Origin of the sequence: Neobacillus rhizophilus, from assembly GCF_018343535.1 — a bacterium.
Lineage (GTDB): Bacteria > Bacillota > Bacilli > Bacillales > Cytobacillaceae > Neobacillus > Neobacillus rhizophilus.
In genome coordinates this window covers 378867-405214 of the sequence record NZ_JAGYPF010000001.1, presented here as the reverse complement: position 1 = coordinate 405214, position 26348 = coordinate 378867, and the positions used below count along the sequence as shown (strand labels likewise).

Here is a 26348-nt window from a genome sequence, read left to right as displayed (position 1 = left end):
GGTTATCCTCATTTTTTTACAGCCGATAAAATAAATATTGTTGCAATGATGGCGAAGGTGCCAAGCCACTCAGCGGGTCCAAACGAAACCTGCAGCCAGGCAACAGATAAAAAGGCTGCCGATAACGGTTCTGCGGAAGCAAGAAGACTCGCTTCTGATGCATTAATATACTTCATGCTTTCCATGTAACAGAAAAAAGCGATGATTGTTCCGAAGATGATGACAAACACCATCGCCAAAAATGACGTCCCGGACCAATCACCATGAAACTGCCATGGTCGATAGACAAAGCTGAAGACGATACCGCCTATCATCATTCCCCATCCAACCGTAATGAGAGACCCCCACTTTGCAAGCAGGCGGCCCGGGTAAAGTGTGTAAAAAGCAAGCGCAAATGCTGAAAGAATTCCCCAAGCAAAACCAGGTACAGAGATTGCTAACGCATGAATATTCCCTTTTGTAACTAGCAAAAATGTTCCGCCCAATGCGAACAAAATGGCCATCACTTCAAGCTTTGACGGTAATTTTTTTTTCCTCAGACAAAGGTAAGAAGCTATCATAACAGGTGCCAAGTATTGAAGGACTGTTGCCGCAGCGGCATTACTATACTCAATCGCTGCAAAATAGGTATACTGAGCGGCAAGCATGCCGAAGATTCCAAACAAGACAAGCTGGATAACATCCTGTTTGTTTTTCCAGACATTCCATATATTTTGCTTCGCAACAGTATGTGCAAAAAATAATAATCCTGTCCCGGAGAGAAGGAGTCGAATGACCACCGTCCAGCCTGAGTTAAAGCCTTTATTGTGAAATAGATATTGGGCAACTGTACCGGAAGCGCCCCAGCAGACAGCTGCAATAATCACCAATATAATGCCCTTTGCCCGCGGATAGGGCAAAACTGCACCATGCGAATTCATTTGTATCCCCCCAAAGGTGTTTCTAAGCTCTCAATCTCTTAATATTACAAAAGTTTCAAACGTTTTAAAAGGGGGAATTTGTCCCTGCCAAACTTCGTATAAACTAATTATTTGATAAGGGAAGCCATTAGCTGCCCCTGATTTCCATCACGCTTTTTCCAGACAAAAAAGCATGCCCTGTAATAAATTTTCCTAATGATTGAAATCCGTATTTGGCATATACATTCTCAACCTGCTCATTGATAGGGAAAACCCACAAGTTCTCTAAGCCTTTTTTGTTTACTTCTTCTTGAAGAAAATAAATGAGGTCGCCGATTAAGCCTTTGCCGCGATATTCTTCAAGTGTGGCAACGTGTTCTAAGCGGACTTGATTCCCATGCTTGAACAAACATGCAGTGGAGCAGGCAGTGCCATCCAACTTTAGCAGATAGCGGCTGAATGCTGGGTGTTTAAACTCTTCGGCAAAGGCTTTTTCCCGAACCCCCCGGCCGCCAAACTCTTTAATTTGACATTCGATTTCTAATGCATCTGTATAATTGGCCTCTGTAACTCTCTCTATTTGTATTCTGTTATTTTGCTGCCGTGTTGCTAGTTCTTTATTCCAAAGTTGGACAGGGGAGACAAGCTCTTCATATCGAAAGCCGCTGGCATACAATTCTTTGATTAAAGGTCCTTGATTTTCAATATTGAAGATATAGAATCTTGGGGTCAAGTTTCTTTTTTGATAAAAATCCAGTACCTCTTCAATGACAGACTTAGGATCAGAAGGAGCTTCATGGATATGCGCATGATTGGCATCATAATATACTGGCTGATTTTCATTATGAAACAAATACCCCCAAGATGTATCTATTCTATTTGTAAAGGTATCCAGGTAAGCAATGTCTAATTCTAAAACTTTACTAAATAATGAATTCACTTATTTAACCTCCCAATTGTGTATTTATTTCCATTAAATCATAATAAGCGATAGAGAGACTACAAAAACAGGAAAATGAGCCTAATCTCAGGGTGATTGCAAATGTATATCAATTTTATATTGTTTATGTAGATAAATGATAGCAGTATCTAACAATATGGTTGCAGGTATCCCTAAGTGCTGTAAAGCTTCAAAGATAAGCATTTGATTTGTTTAGCGTCACGAAAATTGTTATGATACTTCATAAAATTGATGGGAAAGGATGGAATAGAATGTCTTTAGAAAGTGTGAAAGCCCATTTCAAACAATGGGGACGGGAACAGGATGTGATGGAGTTTGATTCGTCGAGTGCAACAGTGGAGCTTGCTGCTGAAACCATCGGCGTTATTCCTGCGCGTATTGCCAAAACTTTGTCCTTCAGAGGGGAAGAAGAAAAAGCCATTCTGGTTGTGGCGGCTGGAGATGCAAAAATTGATAATAAAAAATTCAGGCAAACCTTTGGTATTAAAGCCCGCATGTTATCTGCCGAAGAAGTGTTGGAACAAACGGGACATGCTGTAGGCGGTGTATGTCCGTTTGGTTTAAAAAATGATCTAGATGTATATTTAGATGTTTCCATGAAACGTTTTGAAACTCTCTTTCCAGCATGCGGGAGCGCAAATTCTGCAATCGAGTTGACCGGTGATGAAATTTTCGAATATTCCCTCGCCAAGGAATGGGTCGATGTTTGCAAAGATTGGGAAGGTGCAGAGCTTCCGGAAAAGGTAGCAGTACGCAGCTAAAAAGATTTATTCTGTACATAAATTGATCAAACGAGATAAACTATTCTCAGACTAAAGGAGTAGGAAAATCTCCATCATAGTCACGATTTTAGAAATGGGAAATCCTTCTATACTTGAGATAAATAAAGGAAACATTAGAAGGAGGAACTCAAAATGAACGTGAATATGTTATTTTTTACCTTAACAATAAAAAAACGCAAAATAAGCATGGAAGAGGCCGCACACCAAGAGTTGGTCGATCAGCTATATGAGGAACATAAGGACCGGCAAATTTCCTCACATTTGTTTTTCTAAAATAGGGAATCTTTCTTTTTTAAAAATCAGGGTTTATAATAATTTTGTTGTTATCTCCTGCGGGGTGTTTCCTTGCAGGAGTTTTTTATATCGAAGCCAAGGGGGCATTTCGTTTGGTTTATTTTTTAGTGGGCATTACCGGTGCGCTAGGTGCAATTTTAAGGTATTGGATTGGGCTCTGGCTGTTTAAAGGTGATTCTTTTCCTTTTTCCACCTTAACCATTAACTTAATCGGGAGTTTTCTGCTTGCGTGGTTTACGACTAATTTGTTTAAACGGGTTTCGTTGCCACCTATGATTGCAACTGCGATTGGGACAGGGTTCGTCGGCTCATTTACTACATTTTCCACGCTCAGTGTTGAAACCGTCCAATTGTTTCATGATGGAAAAGTTGTTTTAGGCGTATTATACGTTGCTATTAGTGTTATCGGTGGTCTTATAATGAGCCGATTAGGATTTAAATACAGTGAGGTGGTACAAAAATCATGACATTTGTCCATTTAATACTGGTCGGATTAGGGGGATTTTTTGGCGCAATTGCCCGTTTTTTGATAAGCAAGCAGTTAAATGCAAATGCAGCAATTCCACTAGGAACTTTAACCGTTAATTTGGCCGGCGCATTTCTTCTAGGAATTATTAGCGGGGCTAAGACCGACCCAACGCTCGCCCTATTGTTTGGAACCGGGTTCATGGGAGCCTTTACCACTTTTTCAACGTTAAAATTGGAAATGCTACAATTCCTTTTGAAAAAACAAAAATGGCAATTTTACCTTTATACATTTTTAACCTACATAATCGGAATTTTTCTTGCTTACTTAGGATATTTATTGGGTAGCCAATTTCAATAAAGAAAAAAATGAGTTCGGATTGAGTTTACCCTCAGAAATTAAGAATTGGCAATCATGTATGTTTTTTTGGTTACGGATTCACTAAGAAAAAATCTTATAGGTGAACTCAATTTAATTGCAAACTGGTATAATCAAAAACATCAGATTAAATGATTTTAGTAGGGTCAGTTTTTGGAGGGGATTGGCAGTGCTTGAGGTAATGCCTGTATTGGTTCATAAAAGCCCAACGCCTTTATATATGCAGCTTGCGAACTTTATCAAAGGTGAAATTTTAAAAGGTAATATTAAACCTCTGGAAAAATTGCCATCCAAACGAAATTTGGCTAATTATTTGGGACTAAGTCTGAACACGGTTCAGTCTGCCTATGACCAGCTTTGCGCGGAGGGATTTCTGGAAAGCCGTCCGCGTTCAGGATTGTTTGTTGTTGAATTGCTGGAGGATTTAATGGTCAGTCATGATAAGGTGGAGCCTGTTGGGATGGCTGAGGAATTGAAGGAACCTGCTGAAAAAATAGATTTTAATTCAGGAAAGGTCGACCTAGAACATTTTCCATTGAGTGTATGGAGAAGGCTGTCGGTTCAAGCCTTATATGAGGATCAGTGGGATTTGTTTTATACTGGCAATCCGCAAGGGGAAAGGCTGCTTCGAGAGGAAATTGCCAAGTATTTATTTCAGTCTAGAGGTGTTCGTTGCACAGCAGAACAAATTGTTATTGGCGCGGGGACACAGGTTTTGATGGGGCTCCTTTGTTTAGTGATTGGAAGGGATGAAATTTATGCCTTGGAGAATCCAGGATTTCACCGGACAAGGGCAGTTTTGCAGAATTTAGGTGTCCTCACTGTTCCTGTTCCTTTAGATGAGGAAGGGATTACTGTAGAATGTTTGCACGGGAGCGGCGCCCGTGTCGTGTATGTCACCCCATCCCATCAGTTCCCGCTGGGAATGATTATGCCCATTGCTCGACGAATAGAATTGTTGAAATGGGCAGAAGAAATGGACGGATACGTTATTGAGGATGATTACGACGGGGAATACCGTTATAAAGGAAAACCGATTCCATCTTTGCAAGGGCTGGATTCATCCGAAAGAGTTGTTTATTTAGGCACCTTTTCAAAGTCGTTGATTCCATCCTTGCGAATCAGTTATATGGTCCTGCCTGAAGGACTGCTGGCCAGATACAGGGAGCACTTCATCATCTATAAACAAACGGTCTCCCGGCTTCATCAGGATACGCTTTATCGTTTTATGCACGAAGGTCATTGGCAAACCCATTTAAATAAAATGAGGACACTTTACCGGAAAAAGCAAGCCTTCCTGATTTCAGCGATTCATAATTTTATGGGTGAATGGGTGAAGGTAATCGGTGAAAAATCAGGTTTGCATATTGTTTTGGACGTTAGGAATGGCATGATGGAGGAGGAGTTGGTACGGAGGGCGATGGCTGCTGGAGTAAAGGTGTATCCGTTGTCTGTATATTATGCGGAGTTGGCTGGCGGGGTGGATTCGAAGGTTTTACTTGGGTACGGCGGGCTGTCGGAGAATCAGATTCAAGAGGGGATACGGGTTCTGGCGGATGCATGGGGGCTAACAAAAAGTGAAACGGCGAAAGGTTAACCGAAATTGGATATAGGACAAAAATGGGTTGGCAAAGAGGATAATGTTTACTAGAGGGTTTCTAAACGACAAAATGCTTTGGGTTGGGCTGGAAAATGACGTTCATAAAGCCGAAGAAGACCAAAATAATGGGATTTCAAGAGGGAAATGTCCTTCATAAAGGTGATGAGGATCATAACGAAGGGAATCCAAGAGGGAAATGTCCTTCATGAAAGTAATGAAGATCAAAACGAAAAAACGCCTGGAAGTCCCAAGCGTTTTGAATTTAACTCTATAACCCTAATCGCTTAACCACAAATTCCCCAATTTCATCGATATCCTGCTGGCCCTCCGGAATATTGAAGGTTTGGAAGACGTGCCACATATCATCCCAGATTTTCAAGCTGACATCTACGCCAGCCGCCAGTGCACGGTCCACTAAACGAATAGAATCATCCAGCAAAATTTCATCATTCCCGGCATGAACGAGCATGGGCGGCAGGCCTGTTAAATCTGCATAGATTGGAGATACGTGCGGGTCGCGCGGGTCCAGGTCCCGAATATATAAAGCTGGTACGAGACGAGACTGATCTGGGTTTAGCCATGGGTCAATACCTCTTCTTGTTTCCATTGATTCCCCTGTGCCCTCCAAATCAGTCCAAGGCGATAACAGGACGGTTAATGCCGGCAATTTGTCGCCAGCCTCACGTAAAGCAAGCAGAGTGGACATTGTTAATCCGCCGCCGGCCGAATCTCCGCCGATGATAATTTTTTCAGGAGAAACACCTGAATCAACCAGCCAACGATACACCTTTAGGGCATCTTCAACTGCTGCTGGATATGGATTTTCTGGTGCAAGCCGGTATTCTGGCACCAATACTCGGGCACGAGTTGACCTTGACAGTTTAGACGCCAGATATCTATGCGTGTTGCAGCTGCCCATTATGTACGCCCCGCCGTGAAGGTAAAGAAATACCCGGTCTTCTTCAGCGTTCGGAGCCGTTACCCATTCGGCAGGAATTCCTTCAATCGTTTTTTTTTCCACATTAATATCAGGGGCCACAGGAGTTAGTGCGGATAAGGCTTCTAATCCGTTTCGTGTCGCTTCAAGATTAAATTCAGCGAGTTGGTTTGTTAACGATGCCTTTAACATTTGACGTATCATTAAACTTTCTGAACTTACCATGACAAAATCCCCCTTTAAAAAATAAATACGCATTAGTACTTCGATAAAGTTTGGGGAATTCCTCCATAATGTAAAGAGATAATAAAACTTTCTGTCAGTATTTAGCGAGGTGTGACCGGTTTTACCGAAATTGCAGGGGAATGAGTTGTAACGATGCAGCCCTCCAATTGATTTCCCTTTAGTAACCCCAGTTCAAGCGCTGCTTTTATCTTTGAATCGTCGGGTTTCTTAATCACCTGAATGAGGTCGTTCAATTGCAGTTCTTCCAGTCTTTTCACTGTTTCTTCCTCATGGAATTTTTCAGATTTTCGGATTTGCCTTTGCAATTTAAAACCACTGACGGTAATTTCGCCCTTCGTGTCCCTTCCTACTAAATTATTAAAATAGCTTTGGAAAACATCTTTTAATTCATTCATTTCCAATTCGATTTCTTTTTTCTTTTTGTTTAGTTCGTAATACTTTGCCAACATCTCACCTGTTATCAAGGAATCATTGCCTCGAAGCATTTCCTCGCCCTCCTTTTACGAACGTACATTCTAATTTATGGGATTTCCCACCAAATTAGTACTCAGGTGCAATTAATTATTTTTAGACAAATTTTTGTATTTTTATTTAAAAATTTTATGATAGAATAATATTAAGTTGGAATATTCAAAAAATTAAAAAGAGGTGAAAAAAATGAATGTACCTTTAATACTTCCGGAATTTTTGGACCGGGCCGTTTCTCTTTATGGGGACAAGCAGGCTGTTTTTTGCGATGAACGAGTTTTTACATATTACGAGCTGAATGGGAGAGTAAACCAGCTTTCTCATGGGTTAAGGGCTTTAGGGGTGGAAAAAGGGGAACGGGTTGCGTATCTTGCACCGAACACCGTTGAAATGCTCGAAGGCTTTTATGGCGTTTTCCAGCTTGGGGCCATCATGGTGCCGCTTAATATCCGCTTAAAGCCTGAGGATTACTTGTTTATTTTAAATCATAGTGAATCGAAAGTGCTGCTGGTTGACCAGGACTTGTATCATTTAATCATTCCGATTAAAGAGCAGCTCGAAACAGTCAAACACATTATTGTTCAATATAAAGATGAACAAACCGATGAGGTAGATTATGAGAAATGGCTGGCCGGTTACCCATCAGGGAATTTCGATCGTTCTGAGCTCGATGAAGACGATGTCTGCAGCCTTCTCTATACAAGTGGTACAACAGGAAACCCTAAGGGAGTTATGCTGACGCACCGCAATAATTATCTCCACGCATTAAGCACGATGCACCACCTGCGCGTCAGCGACCGGGATGTCTATCTTCATGTTCTTCCAATGTTTCACGTAAATGGTTGGGGCTCGCCATTTTATTATACGGCGAACGGTTCTACACATGTTTGCTTGAAAAAGGCTACTCCTGAATCAATTTTTCAAGCTATTCAGAAGCATAAGGTGACAGTGCTGCACATGGCACCGACCGTGCTGAATTCTTTATTGCAATACTATGAAAAAAATAAACCGGTAATAGAGCATAACGTTCGGGTGGTCATTGCTGGTTCTGCACCGCCGCCGGCGTTTGTGACCCGCGTAGAACAGGAGCTTGGTTGGGAGTTTATTCAGGTGTACGGAATGACAGAATCTACGCCTCTTAGCTTGGTTTCAACAATCCGCTCTGAACTTATACACCTGGCACCCGAAACAAAAGCACGCATAAAAGCAAAAGCGGGTTATCCAATGATTGGTTCTGATGTAAGAGTAGTTAACGAGCATGGGGAAGAGGTAGCCCATAACGGCCAGGAAATTGGGGAAGTCGTAACAAGAAGCCACGGTGTTATGCTTGGCTATTGGAAAAACCCGGAGGCGACCATGGAAACAATCCGCAACGGCTGGCTCCACACAGGCGACATGGGAACGGTCGATGAATACGGTAATATTGAGATCGTTGATCGGAAAAAGGATATTATCATCAGCGGTGGAGAAAACATTTCTTCTATCGAAGTGGAAGGGGCGCTTTACGAGCATCCTGCGGTATTAGAGGCTGCCGTCATTGCAGTTCCACATGAAAAATGGGGCGAAACTCCACATGCATACGTTGTATTGCGTGAGGGTGCAGAAGTCAGCGAGGCGGAAATCATTTCGTTTTCCCGTGAAAAATTGGCTCATTTTAAAGCGGTTACAGGGGTCACCTTTGTAAAGGAACTTCCGAAGACTGCCTCTGGAAAAATCCAAAAGGTCCACCTTCGCAATGAATACTGGAGCTCAAAAGGAAAAACAGAACGGTTCGTTAACTAAAAAGTTTTAGAATTAATAAGCGGGTTGGATCTTTGTTTCCAGTCCGCTATTTTGTATTTTCTACAAGAATCAATTGCATTTATTTAACAAATTGGTTTATTATATATTTAGATAATTTTCTAAATAACTAAATTCATGCAATTAGTTAGTGAAAAGAGGGTTGACCATGAATGATGCTTTCAAGGCGCTGTCCGATCCAAGCAGAAGAAAAATACTCCATTTATTAAAAAAACAGGACTTGTCCGCAGGGGAAATTGCTTACCATTTTAACATGACAAAGCCAAGTATATCTCATCATCTAAATTTATTAAAACAAGCAAATTTGGTGGATGCAGAGAAAAAGGGCCAGCAAATTATCTACTCCTTAAACACAAGTGTATTTGAAGATGTTGTTACATGGTTTATGGACTTTATAACGAAAGATGAAGAGGGTGATAAAAGATGAAAAAATATTGGTTTGGCTTGTTTTTAGTTGTTATTACGTTCATTGCAACATGGATTGCTTATCCATATTTACCAGAACAAGTCGCAAATCATTGGAACTATAAAGGGGAACCAAACAGCTTCGTTCATAAGTCAAGAGGCGCTTTCCTTCTGCCTGGCATTATGTTAGTCTTTTATGTTATGAGGATTCTTTTGCCGAAAATCGACCCAAAGAAATCGAATTATCAGAGATTTGGAAGCGCCTATTCTTGGATCATGAATGGAATATTGTTATTTCTGTTCTTGTTTCAAGCTGTGCAAATTACCAGTGAACTAGGAATCATTGAGCCTCAACACGTTATTCCTGAATTAATTGGTTTATTATTTATCTTTATTGGTAACTTAAGTCCAAAATTTAAGCCCAATTATTTTATCGGAATTCGTACACCATGGACCTTAGCGAATGAGGATGTATGGAGAAAAACGCATCGCTTTGGCGGAAAGGTTTTTGTAGTGTTAGGTATATTGATGCTATTTGTACCGATAATACCGGCTGCTATCCAAGTCTATTATGTGGCCATTGCCATAATCGTTTCTTTAGCCCTTATTGTATTATCATCGTACTATTTTTTCATAAAAGTTTAACGTGAAACTCCCGAAATCGGGAGTTTTTTTTCTCCCTTTTTAGGTAAATTTTCCTTGTAAGAGGCGGGTGGAATCACTACAATTAATCTAGAAATAATTTAGTTTCAGATGGGGAGTCTGTTTGGGGGAGAATCGAAGATATGATATTGATTGGCTGAGAAATTTGGGAATCCTGCTGTTATTTCCATTTCATTCCGCCAGGGTGTTTGATTATTGGGATCCGCAGGATGGACCGATTTTCCCAGGTGTGGATATACTTATATCTATTTTAAGAACCTTCAATGTTTGGCTAACGCTTGCGGTGATTTTGGGTTTCGGTCACAAATTTTTGAATTTTCCTCACAAGGCTATCCCGTACATGAATGAAGCAGCATTTCCTATCTATATTATTCACCAGAGTGTTTTAGTTGTCATAGGTTACTATGTTTTAACAATCAATCTTGGTATGATTCTTTCGTTTTTCCTCATTATGGTCCTAACTTTGCTTATTTCTTGGCTAATATATGAGTTTATCATTAAGCGGACAGCCATTACGAGATGGATTTTTGGTGTGAAGGTAAACCGAAACAATCAAAAGAATTTAGTAATATGGGAGCGACACCATGAAAATTAAAATAGGTGGGGAACGATTTGAAGAGACATTTTTTTGATTCGCTAGAGGATGAAGCACTGGGCGGGGCATGTTTCGAGCCTTATATCCCGTTAATTCGCGGTAGGGATACGAAAGTAAAGGAAGAGCTATATCAAAAATTGACTACAGGGCAAAAGGCTTTATTCATGTTTTATGCTTATTTTAATCATGCTAAAAATTCAATAGAAGAATTTTATTGGTGGGGGGCATATTATTATGCTCAGCCCAGAGCGTGGAAGGCAATCAAAAACGGGCTGGAGTATTTTGGAGCAAATGAAATGATGTGTCTCTTCGTAAAATTGGAACAGCTTTTTGAAGCAGGGAATTTTTCAAGGAGTATAGAGGATTTTAATGTTTCCTATAATGACATTGAAAAGGACCCCGAACTCATGGAATCTATCGCGTTACTTAATATTGATTTTACCGAAATTAGTCCAAAGACGTTAAAGGATATTGGAGAAAAAATCAGGAGCAATCCAAGCGAATATATTCAGATAGTGGACTAATAAAAAGATATAATGGTATAAAATAAACCGTATGAGACAACCCTGATTATGTTAATAGGTGAAAGAGAGTGATTAGAAATGATTAATTTAACAAGGTTTCAAATTAAGAAACCTGCCAAAGATGTATTTGAGGCCTTTGTCGATCCTTCGAAAATCGGGAATTTTTGGTTCTCTTCGAGTTCAGAAAGATGGGCAGCGGGAAAGACCATCAAATTGGAATATGATTTGTACAATGCTGAATTGGAAATTAAAGTTGTTGAAGTAGAGGAGAATAATAAAATTGTCTTCTTTTGGGGTCCGCCAGAGGACGAACATACTGTAACCATCAGCTTAAAAGAAATGGATTCGTCCGGCACGATTATTGAAATAATGGAAGAAGGCTTTCAAGAGAATGACGCTGCATTAATACATAATATACTGGACAATAAAGAAGGGTGGGTATTTATGTTGACCTGTTTAAAAGCTTACCTGGAATTTGGCGTGAATCAATTACGGGGCGGATTACTGAACAATCATAATTCCTAGGGATTAGCCAAGGAGAACCTTCAATGACTAAACAAGAGGCGTTTAAACTGATTGTCTTGATTGAAAGGGTATATCCTCTCTTTGTGGCAAAAAATGAAACGGTCCAGCAATGGTTTAGCGTTTGTGCCGAGTTAGATTACAAGTTCGTACTTGGGAGGATTCACGAGCATATTAGAATAAGTCCATATCCCCCTGCAATTATTGATATTCTTTCTAAAGAATTGAAAAGTAACAATTGGATGAATGAATATCTACTCAAATTATCATAAGAAGTAAAAAAGTCCGGAACTATAAACCGGACTTTTTTTAATCACAGATACATTTTTATGTCATTTGAGGATGGGTCAATTTAGATTTCCGTTTTTTTCTTAAAATTCGCTTTTCAATATAATAAGTAGGAATGATGATCACTGCCCAAATAGCAAAATAGTTAAGAACTACGAGAAATGGATTGCTTGATCCTCCATGTCCTTCTTTTCCATGAAATTTTTCCTTTCGAAAATCTCCATTAGGAGGTCCTTGCTTTGGCATCGCAGTTGAGTTCTCTGTATTTACCGTATTTCCATTATTAGATGTTTGAGTACTTTGCTGCATTTGTATCGGTTTGAACTCACCCATGCTCGGTGTAGCTGTTGAAGCGAACCATTGAATTCCACCTGCTAAAATAGCGAGTGACAGGACAACGGATGCAATAACACCTTTCCTAAATTTCCCTTCCTTTGTTTTAAATGCCTTTTTGCAGATACTCATTACCCACTGCCAATGTACACCAACATGAAGTCCAACAAATGCAAGTGTGGCATCAGCAGATAATCCATGTAATTCACGAATAGTGTGATTTCCCTGAATGGCGAGACTTGGTAATACAACTCTAGAAATTAATATGCCTGTGATAATAACACCTGCCATCGAAATTAACAACAGTACTTTTAAAAGATAACTAAATCGTGTTTTATTAGGAAGCTTCGGGTCAAAGATCTTTTTCGTTGTATTGACCACCCAGCGATAGTTCAAGCCGATGTGTACTAGAATAGCTACCCCTATTACCAGTCCGGCAATTTCATGAAACGGCAATCCATCTAATACTCTTGGATTCATTAGCAGCACAAACGTGATAGCCATCAACAAATCGAGAACAATCTTTGTATAATTCTTTTTCATCTTAATTCCTCCAAATTGATTCACCTTAACTGTTTCCCATTATGGTGCGTGAACCTTAAGAAATCCTTAAGCCAAAAAATAAATCCTTATTTATTGAAAAAAGAACTTTTCATTTTTGGGGAATAAAAAAGACTATCAAAAATGAATCCAATTGAAGTAGAATAAAGTGTACCATAAAAAGGAATAAGGGGAAATAAAAGGGGAGAGGTGCATCAATGAACCTTATCAAAGCTACAATAAATGACCTGGATGCGGTAACGGAGCTTTTTGATTTATACAGACAATTTTACGAGCAATCGCCTGATACCGAAGGCGCACGGGAGTTTTTAAAGACGAGAATATTAAATGGGGAATCGGTTATTTTCGTTGCTTATGAGGGAGGGGAGGCGGTTGGCTTTACGCAACTGTATCCGACCTTTTCATCTGTTAGCATGCAACGGTCTTGGATATTGAATGATTTGTATGTGAAAAAAGAATACCGTGGCAAGGGCATCGGTGATAAATTAATCAATAAGGCAATTGAAATGGCACGGGATACTGGAGCAAAAGGTGTACTACTTGAGACAGCCTCTGACAATTTTCCTGCCCAAGGTCTTTATGAAAAAATTGGCTTCAAAAGAGAAACGCATTACTTTTATTATTTTTCTATTTAGGGGTGGGTGCTTTATCCACCCCTTTTTTTAAATTTATTTTTCAACTCTTGAAGTTAATTGGCTGATGGTCTCCTTATCACAAATGACAAACAGCTGTGCATCATTGGGAATCATTTGGTCCAGCTTTTGATTAATGTGCATGTCGCCCCGGTCGGCTACTAATGTTGCTCCTAGATTCAAGAGTTCAAAAAAAGCGTCTCGGTAGGTTTTCCATTCTTTCTTTTTCGGAATTTCATACATAGAATCTCCGTACTGTGTACTCATTAATTCAGAATACATATGGGTCACGCCATGCGAGAATAAAGAGCGTACGGCAGCATGCGAAATCATTTCCTGGGTTGGAATAAACTCATCGACTTGAACATGTTTGAACAATTGAATGTGGTTTTCATTAATGACTTCAGCCGTGACGTGAATATCTATTTTTAATTTTTCCTCAATCGTAGTGATAGCGGTCGCCACTAATAAGGTTTTGCCGTCCACTAGGAGAGGGTCCTTGGTTAAAAAGTTATCCTGCGCAATCTGGTCCGCAAAAATGATCACACCTTTGGCTTTTGGAAGGTTGGAATTCAAGAGTGTTTCTTCGTCAGTCGCATCTCCGCGGACATAAAACAGGCGTTCCTCCGAAATTGGAGCTTTTTCTAAGTTATCAATAATGACAATATCCGTCTTTTTGTCTGTCTTCAGAATTTCCTTTACAGCCAATTTTGTTTTTGGGCTCCAGCCAACCAGGATAATATGATGTTTCCCTGTATATTTCATCTTTCCTCCGACCTTTAACTTATCTATTACGTACACGGTATTGATGACTCTACCTACAAATAAACTGATTAAGCCAATGCCGGTGATATAAAGGAAGATGGTATAAATTTTTCCTGCATCCGTTACCGGCGCATAGTCACCGAAACCTACTGTCGCTAGCGTTGTTAATACCCAGTAGATTGAGGTAATGTACGATTCAAATGTTTTTGGCTCTATCCAAAAAATTCCAAGTGCAGCCAATAATATGTATAAAAGCACAAAAGGAACTAATATTTTATCCCGTAGCATAATCAAATGATAAAGAATCTTTTTTATCTTCATCCCCACAAGCAACCATCCCAGCCAAAAATCTTCATTGATAATCCTTATGTTTCCCAAACTTCGCCAAATAAGTATAAGAATTGAAAACAGTCAGGCAGCAATTTAAAGTAGGATGAAAAAATATAAAACCCCTATTCCTATAAGGAAAGGGGGTCATTTTTATTTGGAAAGCATTTCATCCAAATGTTTAAAAATCGCTTCACGATTGCCGGAAATCTTTTCTTCTCTTAGCTGGTCTTTTTTCAATTTGTTCTGAGATTTAGTTAAAACCTCTTGTTCAATTGATTGTGGGACTACAACTACTCCATCCGCATCTCCAACAACGATGTCACCAGGATTTATAGTGACTCCGCCACAGGAAATTGGGACATTGATTTCGCCGACACCTGCTTTGCTGCTTGCAGCGACCGCCGTTCCTCGGGAGAAAACAGGGAAGTTTAATTCTTTAATACCCACAATATCACGGATGACACCATCAACCACTAAGCCGCCGATTCCGAGAGTCTGCATCATGCCGACAACAAAATCACCGGCAATAGCACGGTATTGGTCTCCTTTGGCATCGACAACCAAGATATCACCCGGTTTAGCGTTGCGAATCGCTTTTAAAACGGCCAAATTATCACCGACCGGAATTTTAACAGTAAAAGCCCGCCCTGCAAGCTTGTACTCTTCCTTAAGAGGTTTAATGGAAGGGTGGAGGTTATTTAAGCCATCCATACCATCGGAAATGCAGGTTGTCGGCAGATTCTTAAATTCGTTTAATAGGTTATCCATACTAGCGATGCTCCTTTATGTAAAGTTTACTTTATTATACTACTATTCTAACAAATTGGAATATTAGGAAATTCATTGTTGAGAAGAACATAAAAATTGCCGCCGGCAGAAAAGCCAGACGGCCATATCGATATACTAAATAAAACTGCTTTTTCCTGTCCAACTGTCACTGATATCTTGGTCATTTACCGTACAAATCGGTATATAAAGCGGAACAAAGTCGCCGTTTTGCTCTCCATGCGGAAAAGGTGCTGGTAAGCGGTGAACCTCTTACCAAAAGGTATCACAAGCCGCCGCGATAAATAAAAGATGGAGCCACTAGAGATTTGCTGATGGTATTTTACATTGTATTCATGTTATGGGGGAATCAGACCATTTACACAGGTAGAGTTTTTGGACAAAAAAAAAGAAAGTGGCTTCCGGCCACTTAAAAGAAGGAAAAACTTAATGGGTTAGTACATCATATGACAGAATGTGGACGTGCATATAGGCAACTTGTCCATAGTCGAAAAAAATGTGCGTTAGCATATTTTTTGAATGAGATCAATCGAGTTGTTTTTTGGCGAGTTTACAAGTGAAGAGACTTCATACGCTTCCATCTGATTTTTATTAAAGGGCACAAGGAATTGTTTCAGGAAATTCGTATTCGTAATAGAGGGGTCAAGCCATGTATGTTCGTCCTCTGGTTTTAAAATGACCGGCATTCGGTCATGAATATCCATCATCAATTCGTTCGGGGCTGTTGTTATGACAGAGCAGGAAAAGACAGATTTCCCTTCAGTGGATTTCCATTGTTCCCATAGTCCGGCCATTGCAAAAAGGTTTTCATCCTTCAGTTTAATCCGCATTGGTGTTTTCGTTTTATCATCATTTCGTTTCCACTCGTAAAAACTATCAGCAATAATAAGGCAGCGCTTTTTCTGGAACGGCTTTTGGAAGCTTGGTTTTTCTGTTAAAGTTTCTGCCCGAGCATTGATCATTTTATGACCAATCGATATGTCTTTGGCCCAGGGAGGAATCAACCCCCATTTTAAAAAGCCCATCCTGTTGGACGTTCCATCGTTGATGACTGCCAATACCAATTGAGAGGGGGCAATGTTAAAGCTTGGCAAATAATTTTCCTCGTCAAGGAATGCTTGTATATCAAACCGGTCAAGAATCTGATCAATCGTTGCTGTTAACGTAAATCGCCCGCACATACTTTTCACCTCAGGTTCTTAAGTTAGGTTTATTGTAGCAAAAAATCAAAAAGGAAACCTCTTTTACAAGAGATTTCCATTCAGAATCAATGTGTTCTTCGAGCAAAGTCGACGAACCGAAACTTATCGGGACGGTGCCGGGATTCCGTGTATTGAAATAGACTGGCATCATCCAGGTATACAAGGTTTTTAATAACAACGATGTTATGAAAACCGCCAAGATCAAGAAGGGCACGGTCCTCATCCGTCGGTTCTTCAACCACTATTTCTTTTTTTGCAAAACTGATGGTAAGATTCAAGTCTTTTTCCAAGTACTCATAAATAGAATCTGCGCAGACTTCTTCCGTTAATTCAGGAACAAACTTTTTATTCAGGAAGTCCTTATCTAAAATGATCTTTTCTCCGCCGATTTCCCGTGTCCGCACGACCTTCCAGACCTGATCTTTCCCGGTAAGCTGGAGCTGCTGCCGAATATAGCCGTCAGGTTTCATTAATTCCAACTCATTCACGATGGTTCTTGGTTTCCGGCCCATTTTTTTCCCAAGTTCTTTAAAGCTCACCAGTCCGGAAACAGGGAAGTCGAACTTGGAGACATCAATGACGATGGACCCTTTGCCGCGGACTTTTTGAATATATCCATTTTGCGACAGCAAATTTAGCGCTTTTCGAATCGTTTCCCTTGATGTCTGGAATTGTTCCGTTAATTCATTCTCAGAAGGCAGCAGCGTCTGAGGTGAGATTTCTCCGCTTTTAATTTGTTCAACAATCGTATTATAGATGGTTAAATATTTGTTTGTCATAAAGACATCACCAATCACTTCTTTATATGGTAAACGATGGACTCATATGGCCGCAAATTAATTTGGCACCCAAGTGCAGCTGAATCCTCATAATTAGAGATTAACATTTCACAATGTTCACCATCAAGATGGAAGTGAGATGGGAGAGTGACCGTCTTTTCTTTTCCGTAAAAATTATTTAAAACTATCATTTTTTCAACGCCATTGGAACGAACATAAGCAAAAACCTCTTTGTCATCTTCTAAAATTAATTCAAAGTCGCCGTCCATTATGATATCATAATTTTTTCTAAGCTGAATGAGTTTTTGATAATAATAGAAGATAGAATCAGGATCCTGCATGGCATTTTCGGCATTGATTTCAGGGGAATTTTCCGCTGTATTAATCCAGGGAGTACCTTCCGTAAACCCAGCATTGCGGCTGGAATCCCATTGCACTGGCGTTCTTGAGTTATCCCGTGACTTTTGCTTCAAGATATCAAGGATTTCTAGTTCACTCATTCCCTCGTTTTTCTTGATTTCAAAAATATTAAAGGATTCCACATCACGGTAGTCCTCAATGGAATTAAAATTCGGATTGGTCATTCCGAATTCTTCCCCCTGGTAAATATAAGGGGTGCCCTGCATCATGTGGATTGCAGTTGCCAGCATTTTCGCTGATTCTTTATGGTATTTGCCATCGTCACCAAATCGCGATACCACGCGAGGTTGGTCGTGATTGCACCAGAAAAGGGCATTCCAGCCGCCTCCCTGATTCATTTCTATTTGCCAGTCAGACAGAATCTTTTTTAAGGCGTGGAAATCGAAATCCGCTTTCGTCCACTTATCGCCATTCGGGTAATCAACCTTCAAGTGATGGAAGCTAAACACCATATTTAATTCTTCCCGCTCAGGTTTTGTGTAATTGATGCAGTGGTCAATCGACGTCGAAGACATTTCGCCCACGGTAATCAAATCATATTTCGAAAAAACTTTTTCGTTCATCTCATGCAGAAACTCATGGATTCTTGGACCATCTGTGTAAAATTTGCGGCCGTCGGTGTCATCCTGCGGGAATTGCTGGTCTTTCGAAATTAGATTGATAACGTCGAGACGGAAGCCATCGACTCCTTTTTTTAGCCAAAAATGCATCATTTCGTATAAGGCTTCGCGGACCTTTTCATTTTCCCAATTGAGGTCCGCTTGGGTCACATCGAAAAGATGAAGGTAATATTGGCCAGTCGTTTCGTCATACTCCCAAGCCGAACCACCAAATTTAGACTGCCAGTTGTTAGGCGGTGCTCCTTTTACACCATCCTTCCAAATGTAGAAGTCACGGTATGGGTTATCCTTCGAGGATTTGGACTGCTTAAACCATTCATGTTCTGTTGAGGTATGATTGATGACAATATCCATCATGATTTTTAAACTTCGTTTATGGGCCTCTTTCAGCAGCCGTTCGAAATCTTCCATTGTGCCATATTCAGGATATATGCTGTAATAATCGCTAATGTCATATCCATTATCTCGTTGTGGCGATTGATATATAGGGGTGAGCCATAGAACATCGACACCTAATTTTTTCAAATAGTCGAGTTTATCAATGATACCTAGAAGATCGCCGGTACCATTACCGGTTGTATCCTTAAAGCTTTTAGGATAAATTTGATAAACGACTGCATTTTTCCACCAAGCTGTTAACATTTTTTGCACCTGCCTAATTTAGTAATGTGAAAAGGAGGGAGCTGTTCTCCCTCCTTGATTGGAGTTATTTTTTCAAAGAAAATTTATTCATTCCTGTTTTTGCAAAGATATTTGTTAACAGGAATGGAACTACAATAGCAATAATCATGCAGACTCCAAACATCGCCATATGTTTTGCTTGTATCGATAAGATACCAGGAAGACCGCCGACCCCAATTGAGTTAGCCATAACACCGCTTGCTACAGATACAACGCCTGCAACCATTGAACCAATCATTGCTGCCAAGAATGGGAAACCATATTTTAGGTTAATTCCAAACATCGCCGGCTCGGTCACCCCTAAGTAACATGAGATGGTCGCCGGAATCGAAACTTGCTTTTCTTCTTCGTTTTTGCGGTTGATGAAAATCATCGCAAGAACGGCTGAACCTTGAGCTATATTTGATAAAGCAATCATTGGCCATAGGTTTGTACCGCCAAGTTCACTCATTAATTGAAGGTCAATTGCGTTTGTCATATGGTGTAAGCCTGTAATGACTAGTGGGGCATAAGCAAATCCAAAGATTGCTGCAAACAACCAGCCGAATGAAGATGTTAAGCTTGAATAAACCACATGAGAAATGCCTGAACCGATTTGCCAGCCGATAGGACCTAAAATTGTGTGCGCAATTAATACAGCCGGAACCAGTGCGAAAAATGGCACAACAATCATCGAAATTGAATTTGGCACCACTTTACGCAGTCTTGTTTCAAGGAAGCCTAAAGTTAAGCCGGCTAGAATCGCAGGGATTACTTGAGCTTGATAACCAATCATCTTTATGTGTGCAAAACCAAAATCCCATGTCGGAATTTCTTTCGCTCCTGCAACGGCATATGCATTTAGCAATTGCGGTGATACTAAGGTAATTCCGAGAACAATACCAAGAATTTGCGATGCGCCCATTTTCTTGGCTACGGACCAGGTGATGCCGACAGGAAGGAAGTGGAAGATTGCCTCACCAATCAGCCAAAGAAATGAGTGGACACCGGCCCAAAATTGCGATACTTCTATAATTGTTTTTGTTCCATCATCTAATAGTTTTATATCACCGATAATATTTCGGAATCCAAGGATTAAACCGCCGACAACAAGGGCCGGAATTAATGGGGTGAAGATTTCAGCTAAATGCCCCATCATGCGCTGCAGCCAGTTCTGATTTTTCTTCGCTGCAATTTTCGCTTCTTCTTTTGATGCTCCTTCAACACCAGCAATTTTTTCAAATTCATTATAAAAGCTTGAAACTTCATTTCCAATGATGACCTGAAATTGACCAGCTTGGGTAAATGTACCTTTTACAAGTCCGATTGATTCTATACTTTTTACATCAGCTTTTGATGGATCATTTAAAACAAACCGCATTCTTGTTACACAGTGAGTAACGGCCGCAATGTTTTCTTTACCGCCAATATGTTTGAGTAATTCCTTTGAAGGATCTGTGTATTTACTCATCTGATTTCCCCCTAACGAATGGGTGATACCCCATTTGTTTCCTATATTTTTATCAAACCCTTAATTTTATACAGGTTTTGTATGCGTTTACCAGATTGTTTAGATGACCTGTATATACAAGTTTTGATTACGTTTTCATTATGACTTGTATATACAGGTTTGTCAACAATGAATTTTTACTGGAAAAGTTAGGTAAATAGTAGGGGGTTGGTAAAAAGGTATAGTTTTTTCCTGAATTTTTGAAATACTTTTGGTCTTTAACACTTTAAACTATTGAATGAATTTTTAGAAAATGTTACACTATAGATGTTTAAATTCTTCTGAGTTTAGACCTCCTAATTTGAGGCTTAGTTGTGACCGCTAAGTTCTCACTTTGGCCCTTGACTATGTTCAGGGTCTTTTTTTATTGGATTTTTGGGTATGATGATAGAAAGCACAATATGGAGGTTGTCCGTTATTGGAATTTAAAACAATTGATTACTGGGATGAGGCTTTGTGGGGCAAAGTTTTTCCCATCTATGAAGTGGCTTTTGCCGAAAAAGGGGCAAAACCGGAGAAAATCGTCCGTAACATGTTCCGGAAAAAGCTTTGTTTTTTGCATGTGGGGTTTTTGGACAACCAGGCTGCGGTGATGGCGATTAGCGGAAAGCTTGGTAGAATATCTGCGTTATTAATTGATTACCTTGCAGTACAAGAGGCATTTCAAAACCAGGGAATTGGTAATAACATGATTACTTATGTTAAAGAATGGGCGGCACAAGAAGGCCAATATGAGAGTCTTGTTATAGAGGTTGAATCAGACTTAACCCCCGAAAACCTCGCAAGAATTCGTTTTTGGGAAAAATGCGGCTTTACCATAACTGATTATATTCATCATTACATATGGGTACCTGAACCGTATCGGGCAATGTTTTTAAAACTGGTCCATGGCACCGCGCTGCCTGAAAGCGGTGAGGAAATTTTTAAGTATATTGGTGTCTTTCATAAAAAGTCGTTTACCGGTTCTTGAAAATTACGAGTTTTATTTCTGAATTTAACCCTTTTATTTGCGATTTTGCAATTATTATTTTGGAATACTAATTAGTAATAATCTTTTAGAAAAGAGCCTAAAAGAAAAAGCACCGCAAAAATGGGTGCTTTTTGTTGTTGTGGCCATATTTTAGTCTAAGAATCTACTTTTCCATTCCGGTCTTGGCAGCATGCAGGTTTCGTTTTTTCCGAACCATTTATAACGGTTTTTGGCGATTGTTTTATATAAAAGGTCGCGAATAGGTCGGGGGATGATGAACAGAACATTGAGTAGTTTCCATGCCCCAGAAAGTTCTCTGCAAATTTTTAGTGCTGCTGTTGATTCAAAGTGGATTTTTTCATTTTCTATAAAAACAATACTGTTAATGTCAGGGGATAAACCGAACTTTTTGAGCAAGTATTGCCCTGTTTCACCTTGTAAGGAAGCAAATTTGAAATGGCCAGAGGGATCTCTTTTTAAAATAAATTGGACACTGCTGGTGCAAAGATTACACACTCCATCAAATAGAATAATTCGTCCCATTTATTCACCAACTTTTTATTGTTTACTCGTTTATATTCACTAGCATAACATAATTTTAGCCGTGAATTAATGGCCTGTATTCAAAAATATCATTATTTTCCAAATTTATCTTGCAGGAAAACGAATCTAATCGTTATAGTTTAATCAGGGAGAAATAGGGGGCGGAAAAGATGGGTTTTGATGCAGGTTTTGATATGTTTAGTATTATGTCAATGATCTTCCCAATTATCTTTATCATTGTTTTTGGCTTTATTATTTTTTCATTTGCCAAAGGGATGAAAGAGTGGAGCAATAATAACAAACAACCGCGTTTAAATGTGGATGCAAAGGTTGTTTCAAAGAGGACTAAGGTTAGTGGCGGTGCTGGAGATGCGCCTTCAAGCACGTGGTATTTTGTGACGTTTCAGTTTGAAAGCGGGGACCGGACCGAATTCAAGGTAGACGGGCGAGAATATGGGCACCTTGCAGAAGGCGATACAGGAGAACTAATATTTCAAGGAACCCGATACCACGGTTTCACCCGCCGCCAAACCGGGCCATAAAAACATATATTCAGGAGAACCCTCCATAAGCTAGGGATTCTCCTTCTTTTTGGACAAATTTCCACAGTGAACGGACATTTGTACACGGACGGTGTCTGACACCATCAAAATGATGCACAAGAACCGTCCCCATTAACCAAAAAATTTGGAGGTAGAAAATATGTGGGAAAATTCTTTAACGAAGTTGCTTGAAGTTAGGTATCCGATTATTCAGGCGCCGATGGCTGGAGGGGTGACTTCTTCGGAATTAGTGGCCGCTGTTTCCAATAGTGGTGGTCTCGGAATGATTGGCGCGGGTTATTTAAGTCCAAGTCAATTGAGGCAGCAAATTCATGAAATTCGTGAGTTGACGTCAAGAAATTTCGGTGTGAATTTATTTGTTCCAAGTCCTTATAATGTCGATGAGGATAAGATAAACTATGCCAAATCCGTTTTAATGCCGCTGCAGGAGGGATTGGGAATAGAGGGAAATCCAAGTCTCCCTAGTTTTGAAGCAGACCTAAAGACGTTTCATGAACAGGTTGATATCATCATCGAAGAAAAAGTCCCAGTGTGTTCGTTTACCTTTGGGCTGCCGTCAGCAGAAATCATCGCCAAACTTAAACAGCATTCCATAACCCTGGTTGGAACGGCCACTACAGTACAGGAAGCGAAATTGAATGAAGAGGCAGGGATGGATGCGGTTGTGGTTCAAGGGATGGAAGCGGGCGGACACCGCGGAACGTTTTTAGGCGGGGACCAACAAAGTTTAATCGGTTTGATGTCCCTCCTTCCACAAGCAACTGACAGTATAAGCATTCCGATTATTGCGGCAGGCGGGATCATGGACGGGCGTGGAGTCATGGCGGCTAAATGTTTGGGCGCCTTAGGAGTGCAAATGGGGACTGCCTTCTTGGTATGTGAGGAAAGCGGTGCCAATAAACTGCATAAGCAGGCAATTTTAGAAGCGGAGGAGGACCAAACTGTTTTGACCAAAGCCTTTTCCGGCAAAATGGCAAGGGGGGTTAACAATCGGTTTATCCATAAACATGAGCAAATGGAGAATCATCTACCAGCCTATCCAGTGCAGAACGAACTGACAAAGGCAATCAGAAAAGCCTCGGCTGCTAAAGGAAACCACGAATATATGTCACTTTGGTCCGGACAAAGTCCAAGGCTGGCTAGAAACATAACTGTGAGCGAATTAATTGGCAGGATAATATCAGAGGCTGAAAACCTTCAAACGCATTTATAACTTTAAAAAACGGCCTGCCAAAAAAACAACAAAAAGGCTGAATCAGACTCAACAAGATTCTGGTTCAGCCTTTCTTATGAGTAAATTGTCCACGGCGGTGCTTGACACATATAGACACCACTTTATATTGTGCCTAGAGCTTGTTTACTTTACGGGCAGATAGGCATGGATAATTGCTAAGTCATGTGGAGGGTTTTGATGTGATGGAGGTTGAGGTAGACTGGGTCTTCTTTGGCTGAGATTAATTCGACGAAGTTGTTTTTTATGTTTTGGATTTTGCCTATGACATTTTCGTTTTCTCCAATGTTGAAGACAACTAGTTCTCCTTTTAGTTTTTCAATTTGGATTTCGAATGATCGAGCAAAGGTAATACTGCTTGGATTAACAGGTAAATTGGAGTTGCTTAGGCCATAAGGTCTTTTATTATTTGTGTAAGGTATAAGCCATTTTAAATGATTTAAGGAGATAAACATTGTTTTATAAATAGGTGAGTAAAACACAAAATAATTGTTCATGATGCTGATAATGTAACCATGCAGTGCTTGTTTACTTGTAACGTAGATTTCTGTAAAAATACCCTTCGCAGATGTAAGGATTTTTCTTAAAGAGATATCTTCATTATGATTATAGATGGGGGTAGGTTCATTACTGATTGTAATTTCCTCAATTTCATCCTGTTTGAGATACTGCCAGTTTTGTATATGAATGGTAGGGATGTAAAGATAATCAGTCCCGTTAAACAATACACACAAATCACCGCCAACATCAATCAGCATGCCGCTTAAAAGTTTCTTGCCAGCAATTTCAATTTTAATATATTTTCCAATTGCTTCTTTAAAATTCATTTCACACACTCCTTTCCAAAGAAGTGACGTTTACAAAAAGAGAGGGGCTTCAACATTCCCTTTCAATAAAAAAGTGGATGAACATAATGGACCCCGCTCACTTTTGTAAAAGGGGATTAGTGTGGACAATTAAAATGGTTGAATGATTAATTGATATTGTCATAAATAATAAACAGCTTTTTTTATTAATAAACTCTGAATCTCTTTATTTTTGCAGGTTCAGCAAACGAGTATGAGTTCTTGCCGGAGCCAGATGCCATTTCGGCAAATGGTAAAGATTTCACCATCGATCCTGACACGATTTCACCCTCGAATGGGGAAGGTTTTACATTTGAACCGACTGCTCCTTCACCGGCAAAACGGGAGGTTTTCTTTTCCTGCTCGAAGGCATTCCATATAAATCTCTTTTCTTTTTGTCCCTTTTCAGATTTTGTGGTAGCAGCTGGGGATTGCGCGGTTTCTGCTGTTATTTTATCTTTTAATATGGCTGGAGCGGTTTCCGTTGTTTTCATTTCTTTCTTATTTGGTGATACAGCTTCCGATTTTGTTTTTTCCTTTGTTTTAGCAGCAGTAGTATCCGACTTTGCCACTTGTTTTGCCTTTTGCTCATTTTTTTCTTTCGCTGTTCCTTTTTGTGAAACAACCTGTTTTGCCTTTTGCTCATTTTTTTCTTTCGCTGTTCCTTTTTGTGAAACAACCTGTTTTGCCTTTTGCTCATTTTTTTCTTTCGCTGTTCCTTTTTGTGAAACAACCTGTTTTGCCTTTTGCTCATTTTTTTCTTTCGCCGTTACTTTTTGTGAAACAACCTGTTTTGTTTTCTCTTGATTTTTAGATTTATTATCATTTTGATTATCGCTGTTCTTTTTTACTACAGCCTTAAGCAATACTGGAGCAGGTTTTTCCTCCGGTTTTGATTCCACATTTCCGGAGCTAGAATGACTTTCATCCTCATCCATGCAGGCAACAACCACCTGTTTTGTTTCCATATTTCCGGAGCTAGAGGAGCTAGAATGACTTTCATCCTCATCCATGCAGGCAACAACCTCCTGTTTTTTTTCCACATTTCCGGAGCTAGCGGAGCTAGAATGACTTTCATCCTCATCCATGCAGGCAACAGGACTTTCCAATTTAAACGGCTTCGACCAGACTGAATGATCTTGTACTGCCACCGGTTGCTCCTGTCTTTCCGCATTTTCTTTCTTTTCTGAGTGCGTCTCCGATTTTGCCGCTACAGCCTTATTATCCGATTTTTGGTTACTATTATCCTTTTTAGCTGCTGCTTTTTCCTTCGATTGTTCTTGTTTGTTTTCTGTCTTGTTTTGTCCTTCTGCTGCTTCCTTATTTTCCTTGGCTTTTTTTTCTTCTTTTATAAATCCTTTGAGAATATTGGACACATAGTCTAATTTTAATAAAATTCGTTCTTCACCATTAATCAAAGTAACAAAATCTGAATCTACTTCAGTAAGCACGCCGCAAAATCTTTGCTTATGGATACTTAGAATCGTGACCCAGGTGTGTTGAAATGAATTTAATAAAGCGATCAAGCTTTGTGTTTTTTGAAATGGTGTCTTAGTATTTAGAACTTTAAAGTCTCTTGTATTCTTCGTAATGGCCTGAATTTTATCAATTCGGTAGTAAAAGATAAATTTCTGGTCGGTTTCTAAGACAACATGGTCTTCTTCAACGCCAAGCAATTTACCTTTATAAACTTCCTCACCTACATATAGATTCACAGAGAAGCCTTTTAGCAAATCTAAAGCAGCAGTAAATTTCTCTAATCCCATTATT

The 26348-nt window shown here is 39.8% G+C and carries 30 protein-coding genes; 16 read left to right on the top strand and 14 right to left on the bottom strand.

Going from position 1 to position 26348, the window contains the following annotated elements; translation table 11 throughout:
* Positions 1 to 8: 8 nt before the first annotated feature.
* Together KHA99_RS01960 and KHA99_RS01955 are read right to left on the bottom strand one after the other, a co-directional pair.
* Positions 9 to 920, bottom strand: coding sequence for a DMT family transporter (locus tag KHA99_RS01960; RefSeq protein WP_213115752.1), 912 nt, complete (start codon positions 918 to 920; stop codon positions 9 to 11).
* A 127-nt stretch (positions 921 to 1047) separates the two neighbouring features.
* Entirely contained in the window at positions 1048 to 1839 is a 792-nt protein-coding gene (locus KHA99_RS01955; RefSeq protein ID WP_213115751.1) for a GNAT family N-acetyltransferase, read from the bottom strand.
* A gap of 272 nt (positions 1840 to 2111) precedes the next feature.
* On the opposite strand from KHA99_RS01955, the gene KHA99_RS01950 reads away from it, so the two are divergent.
* The 5 genes from KHA99_RS01950 (at position 2112) to pdxR (ending at position 5377) form a co-directional block, all read left to right on the top strand.
* Positions 2112 to 2621: a YbaK/EbsC family protein gene (locus KHA99_RS01950; RefSeq protein ID WP_213115750.1), complete on the top strand. Its 510-nt coding sequence runs from the start codon at positions 2112 to 2114 to the stop codon at positions 2619 to 2621.
* A gap of 153 nt (positions 2622 to 2774) precedes the next feature.
* A complete protein-coding gene (locus KHA99_RS01945; protein ID WP_213115749.1) occupies positions 2775 to 2915 on the top strand; it encodes a YrzI family small protein in 141 nt (46 codons plus the stop codon).
* Between the two features lie 113 nt (positions 2916 to 3028).
* Complete coding sequence (gene crcB, locus KHA99_RS01940; RefSeq protein ID WP_213115748.1) at positions 3029 to 3403, top strand: fluoride efflux transporter CrcB; 375 nt, start codon at positions 3029 to 3031, stop codon at positions 3401 to 3403.
* Positions 3400 to 3762: a fluoride efflux transporter CrcB gene (crcB, locus tag KHA99_RS01935; protein ID WP_213115747.1), complete on the top strand. Its 363-nt coding sequence runs from the start codon at positions 3400 to 3402 to the stop codon at positions 3760 to 3762. The genes crcB (KHA99_RS01940) and crcB (KHA99_RS01935) overlap by 4 nt, the downstream gene beginning before the upstream one ends.
* 187 nt (positions 3763 to 3949) lie before the next feature.
* Complete coding sequence (gene pdxR, locus KHA99_RS01930; protein WP_213115746.1) at positions 3950 to 5377, top strand: MocR-like pyridoxine biosynthesis transcription factor PdxR; 1428 nt, start codon at positions 3950 to 3952, stop codon at positions 5375 to 5377.
* Between the two features lie 271 nt (positions 5378 to 5648).
* On the opposite strand, the gene KHA99_RS01925 is transcribed toward pdxR, so the two are convergent.
* Both KHA99_RS01925 and KHA99_RS01920 read right to left on the bottom strand, forming a co-directional pair.
* A complete protein-coding gene (locus KHA99_RS01925; protein WP_213115745.1) occupies positions 5649 to 6542 on the bottom strand; it encodes an alpha/beta hydrolase in 894 nt (297 codons plus the stop codon).
* 101 nt (positions 6543 to 6643) lie between these two features.
* Entirely contained in the window at positions 6644 to 7048 is a 405-nt protein-coding gene (locus KHA99_RS01920) for a hypothetical protein (RefSeq protein ID WP_213115744.1), read from the bottom strand.
* Between the two features lie 172 nt (positions 7049 to 7220).
* On the opposite strand from KHA99_RS01920, the gene KHA99_RS01915 reads away from it, so the two are divergent.
* The 7 genes from KHA99_RS01915 to KHA99_RS01885 all read left to right on the top strand — a co-directional run bounded on the left by KHA99_RS01915 (position 7221) and on the right by KHA99_RS01885 (position 11812).
* Complete coding sequence (locus KHA99_RS01915) at positions 7221 to 8813, top strand: long-chain-fatty-acid--CoA ligase (protein ID WP_213115743.1); 1593 nt, start codon at positions 7221 to 7223, stop codon at positions 8811 to 8813.
* Positions 8814 to 8979: 166 nt separating this feature from the next.
* A complete protein-coding gene (locus tag KHA99_RS01910; RefSeq protein ID WP_213115742.1) occupies positions 8980 to 9258 on the top strand; it encodes an autorepressor SdpR family transcription factor in 279 nt (92 codons plus the stop codon).
* Positions 9255 to 9881 carry an SdpI family protein gene (locus KHA99_RS01905; RefSeq protein WP_213115741.1) on the top strand — a complete coding sequence of 209 codons (627 nt, stop codon included), beginning with the start codon at positions 9255 to 9257 and terminating at the stop codon, positions 9879 to 9881. The genes KHA99_RS01910 and KHA99_RS01905 overlap by 4 nt, the downstream gene beginning before the upstream one ends.
* Positions 9882 to 10002: 121 nt before the next feature.
* Complete coding sequence (locus KHA99_RS01900; protein WP_213115740.1) at positions 10003 to 10494, top strand: acyltransferase family protein; 492 nt, start codon at positions 10003 to 10005, stop codon at positions 10492 to 10494.
* Between the two features lie 17 nt (positions 10495 to 10511).
* Positions 10512 to 11018: a hypothetical protein gene (locus KHA99_RS01895; protein ID WP_213115739.1), complete on the top strand. Its 507-nt coding sequence runs from the start codon at positions 10512 to 10514 to the stop codon at positions 11016 to 11018.
* 78 nt (positions 11019 to 11096) lie between these two features.
* A complete protein-coding gene (locus KHA99_RS01890; protein WP_213115738.1) occupies positions 11097 to 11543 on the top strand; it encodes an SRPBCC family protein in 447 nt (148 codons plus the stop codon).
* Positions 11544 to 11566: 23 nt separating this feature from the next.
* Positions 11567 to 11812, top strand: a complete 246-nt coding sequence (locus KHA99_RS01885; RefSeq protein ID WP_213115737.1) for a replicative helicase loader/inhibitor — start codon at positions 11567 to 11569, stop codon at positions 11810 to 11812.
* A 55-nt stretch (positions 11813 to 11867) separates the two neighbouring features.
* Here KHA99_RS01885 and KHA99_RS01880 read toward each other — a convergent pair whose 3' ends face one another.
* On the bottom strand, positions 11868 to 12704 hold the full coding sequence (locus KHA99_RS01880; RefSeq protein WP_213115736.1) for a DUF4405 domain-containing protein: 837 nt from the start codon (positions 12702 to 12704) through the stop codon (positions 11868 to 11870).
* A 215-nt stretch (positions 12705 to 12919) separates the two neighbouring features.
* Here KHA99_RS01880 and KHA99_RS01875 point away from each other — a divergent pair, with 215 nt between their 5' ends.
* Positions 12920 to 13357, top strand: a complete 438-nt coding sequence (locus KHA99_RS01875) for a GNAT family N-acetyltransferase (RefSeq protein WP_213115735.1) — start codon at positions 12920 to 12922, stop codon at positions 13355 to 13357.
* Between the two features lie 33 nt (positions 13358 to 13390).
* Here KHA99_RS01875 and KHA99_RS01870 read toward each other — a convergent pair whose 3' ends face one another.
* The 6 genes from KHA99_RS01870 to treP form a co-directional block, all read right to left on the bottom strand.
* Positions 13391 to 14440, bottom strand: a complete 1050-nt coding sequence (locus KHA99_RS01870) for a potassium channel family protein (RefSeq protein WP_249366478.1) — start codon at positions 14438 to 14440, stop codon at positions 13391 to 13393.
* 159 nt (positions 14441 to 14599) lie between these two features.
* A complete protein-coding gene (locus KHA99_RS01865; RefSeq protein WP_213115733.1) occupies positions 14600 to 15217 on the bottom strand; it encodes an RraA family protein in 618 nt (205 codons plus the stop codon).
* 521 nt (positions 15218 to 15738) lie between these two features.
* Positions 15739 to 16416, bottom strand: a complete 678-nt coding sequence (locus tag KHA99_RS01860; RefSeq protein WP_213115732.1) for an SOS response-associated peptidase — start codon at positions 16414 to 16416, stop codon at positions 15739 to 15741.
* 86 nt (positions 16417 to 16502) lie between these two features.
* On the bottom strand, positions 16503 to 17216 hold the full coding sequence (treR, locus tag KHA99_RS01855) for a trehalose operon repressor (protein WP_213115731.1): 714 nt from the start codon (positions 17214 to 17216) through the stop codon (positions 16503 to 16505).
* Positions 17217 to 17230: 14 nt separating this feature from the next.
* Positions 17231 to 18898 carry an alpha,alpha-phosphotrehalase gene (gene treC, locus KHA99_RS01850; protein ID WP_213115730.1) on the bottom strand — a complete coding sequence of 556 codons (1668 nt, stop codon included), beginning with the start codon at positions 18896 to 18898 and terminating at the stop codon, positions 17231 to 17233.
* Positions 18899 to 18962: 64 nt separating this feature from the next.
* Positions 18963 to 20387, bottom strand: a complete 1425-nt coding sequence (treP, locus tag KHA99_RS01845; protein ID WP_213115729.1) for a PTS system trehalose-specific EIIBC component — start codon at positions 20385 to 20387, stop codon at positions 18963 to 18965.
* Between the two features lie 457 nt (positions 20388 to 20844).
* On the opposite strand from treP, the gene KHA99_RS01840 reads away from it, so the two are divergent.
* Positions 20845 to 21396 carry a GNAT family N-acetyltransferase gene (locus KHA99_RS01840; RefSeq protein ID WP_213115728.1) on the top strand — a complete coding sequence of 184 codons (552 nt, stop codon included), beginning with the start codon at positions 20845 to 20847 and terminating at the stop codon, positions 21394 to 21396.
* 150 nt (positions 21397 to 21546) lie between these two features.
* Here the strand turns inward: KHA99_RS01840 and KHA99_RS01835 are convergent, their stop codons facing one another.
* Complete coding sequence (locus tag KHA99_RS01835) at positions 21547 to 21939, bottom strand: thiol-disulfide oxidoreductase DCC family protein (RefSeq protein WP_213115727.1); 393 nt, start codon at positions 21937 to 21939, stop codon at positions 21547 to 21549.
* Between the two features lie 170 nt (positions 21940 to 22109).
* On the opposite strand from KHA99_RS01835, the gene KHA99_RS01830 reads away from it, so the two are divergent.
* Both KHA99_RS01830 and KHA99_RS01825 read left to right on the top strand, forming a co-directional pair.
* Positions 22110 to 22481, top strand: coding sequence for a DUF2500 domain-containing protein (locus KHA99_RS01830; protein ID WP_213115726.1), 372 nt, complete (start codon positions 22110 to 22112; stop codon positions 22479 to 22481).
* Positions 22482 to 22641: 160 nt separating this feature from the next.
* Positions 22642 to 23715, top strand: coding sequence for an NAD(P)H-dependent flavin oxidoreductase (locus tag KHA99_RS01825; protein WP_213115725.1), 1074 nt, complete (start codon positions 22642 to 22644; stop codon positions 23713 to 23715).
* 176 nt (positions 23716 to 23891) lie between these two features.
* Here KHA99_RS01825 and KHA99_RS01820 read toward each other — a convergent pair whose 3' ends face one another.
* On the bottom strand, positions 23892 to 24560 hold the full coding sequence (locus tag KHA99_RS01820; RefSeq protein WP_213115724.1) for a YwrJ family protein: 669 nt from the start codon (positions 24558 to 24560) through the stop codon (positions 23892 to 23894).
* Positions 24561 to 24745: 185 nt separating this feature from the next.
* Positions 24746 to 26344, bottom strand: coding sequence for a hypothetical protein (locus KHA99_RS01815; RefSeq protein ID WP_213115723.1), 1599 nt, complete (start codon positions 26342 to 26344; stop codon positions 24746 to 24748).
* Positions 26345 to 26348: the final 4 nt, after the last annotated feature.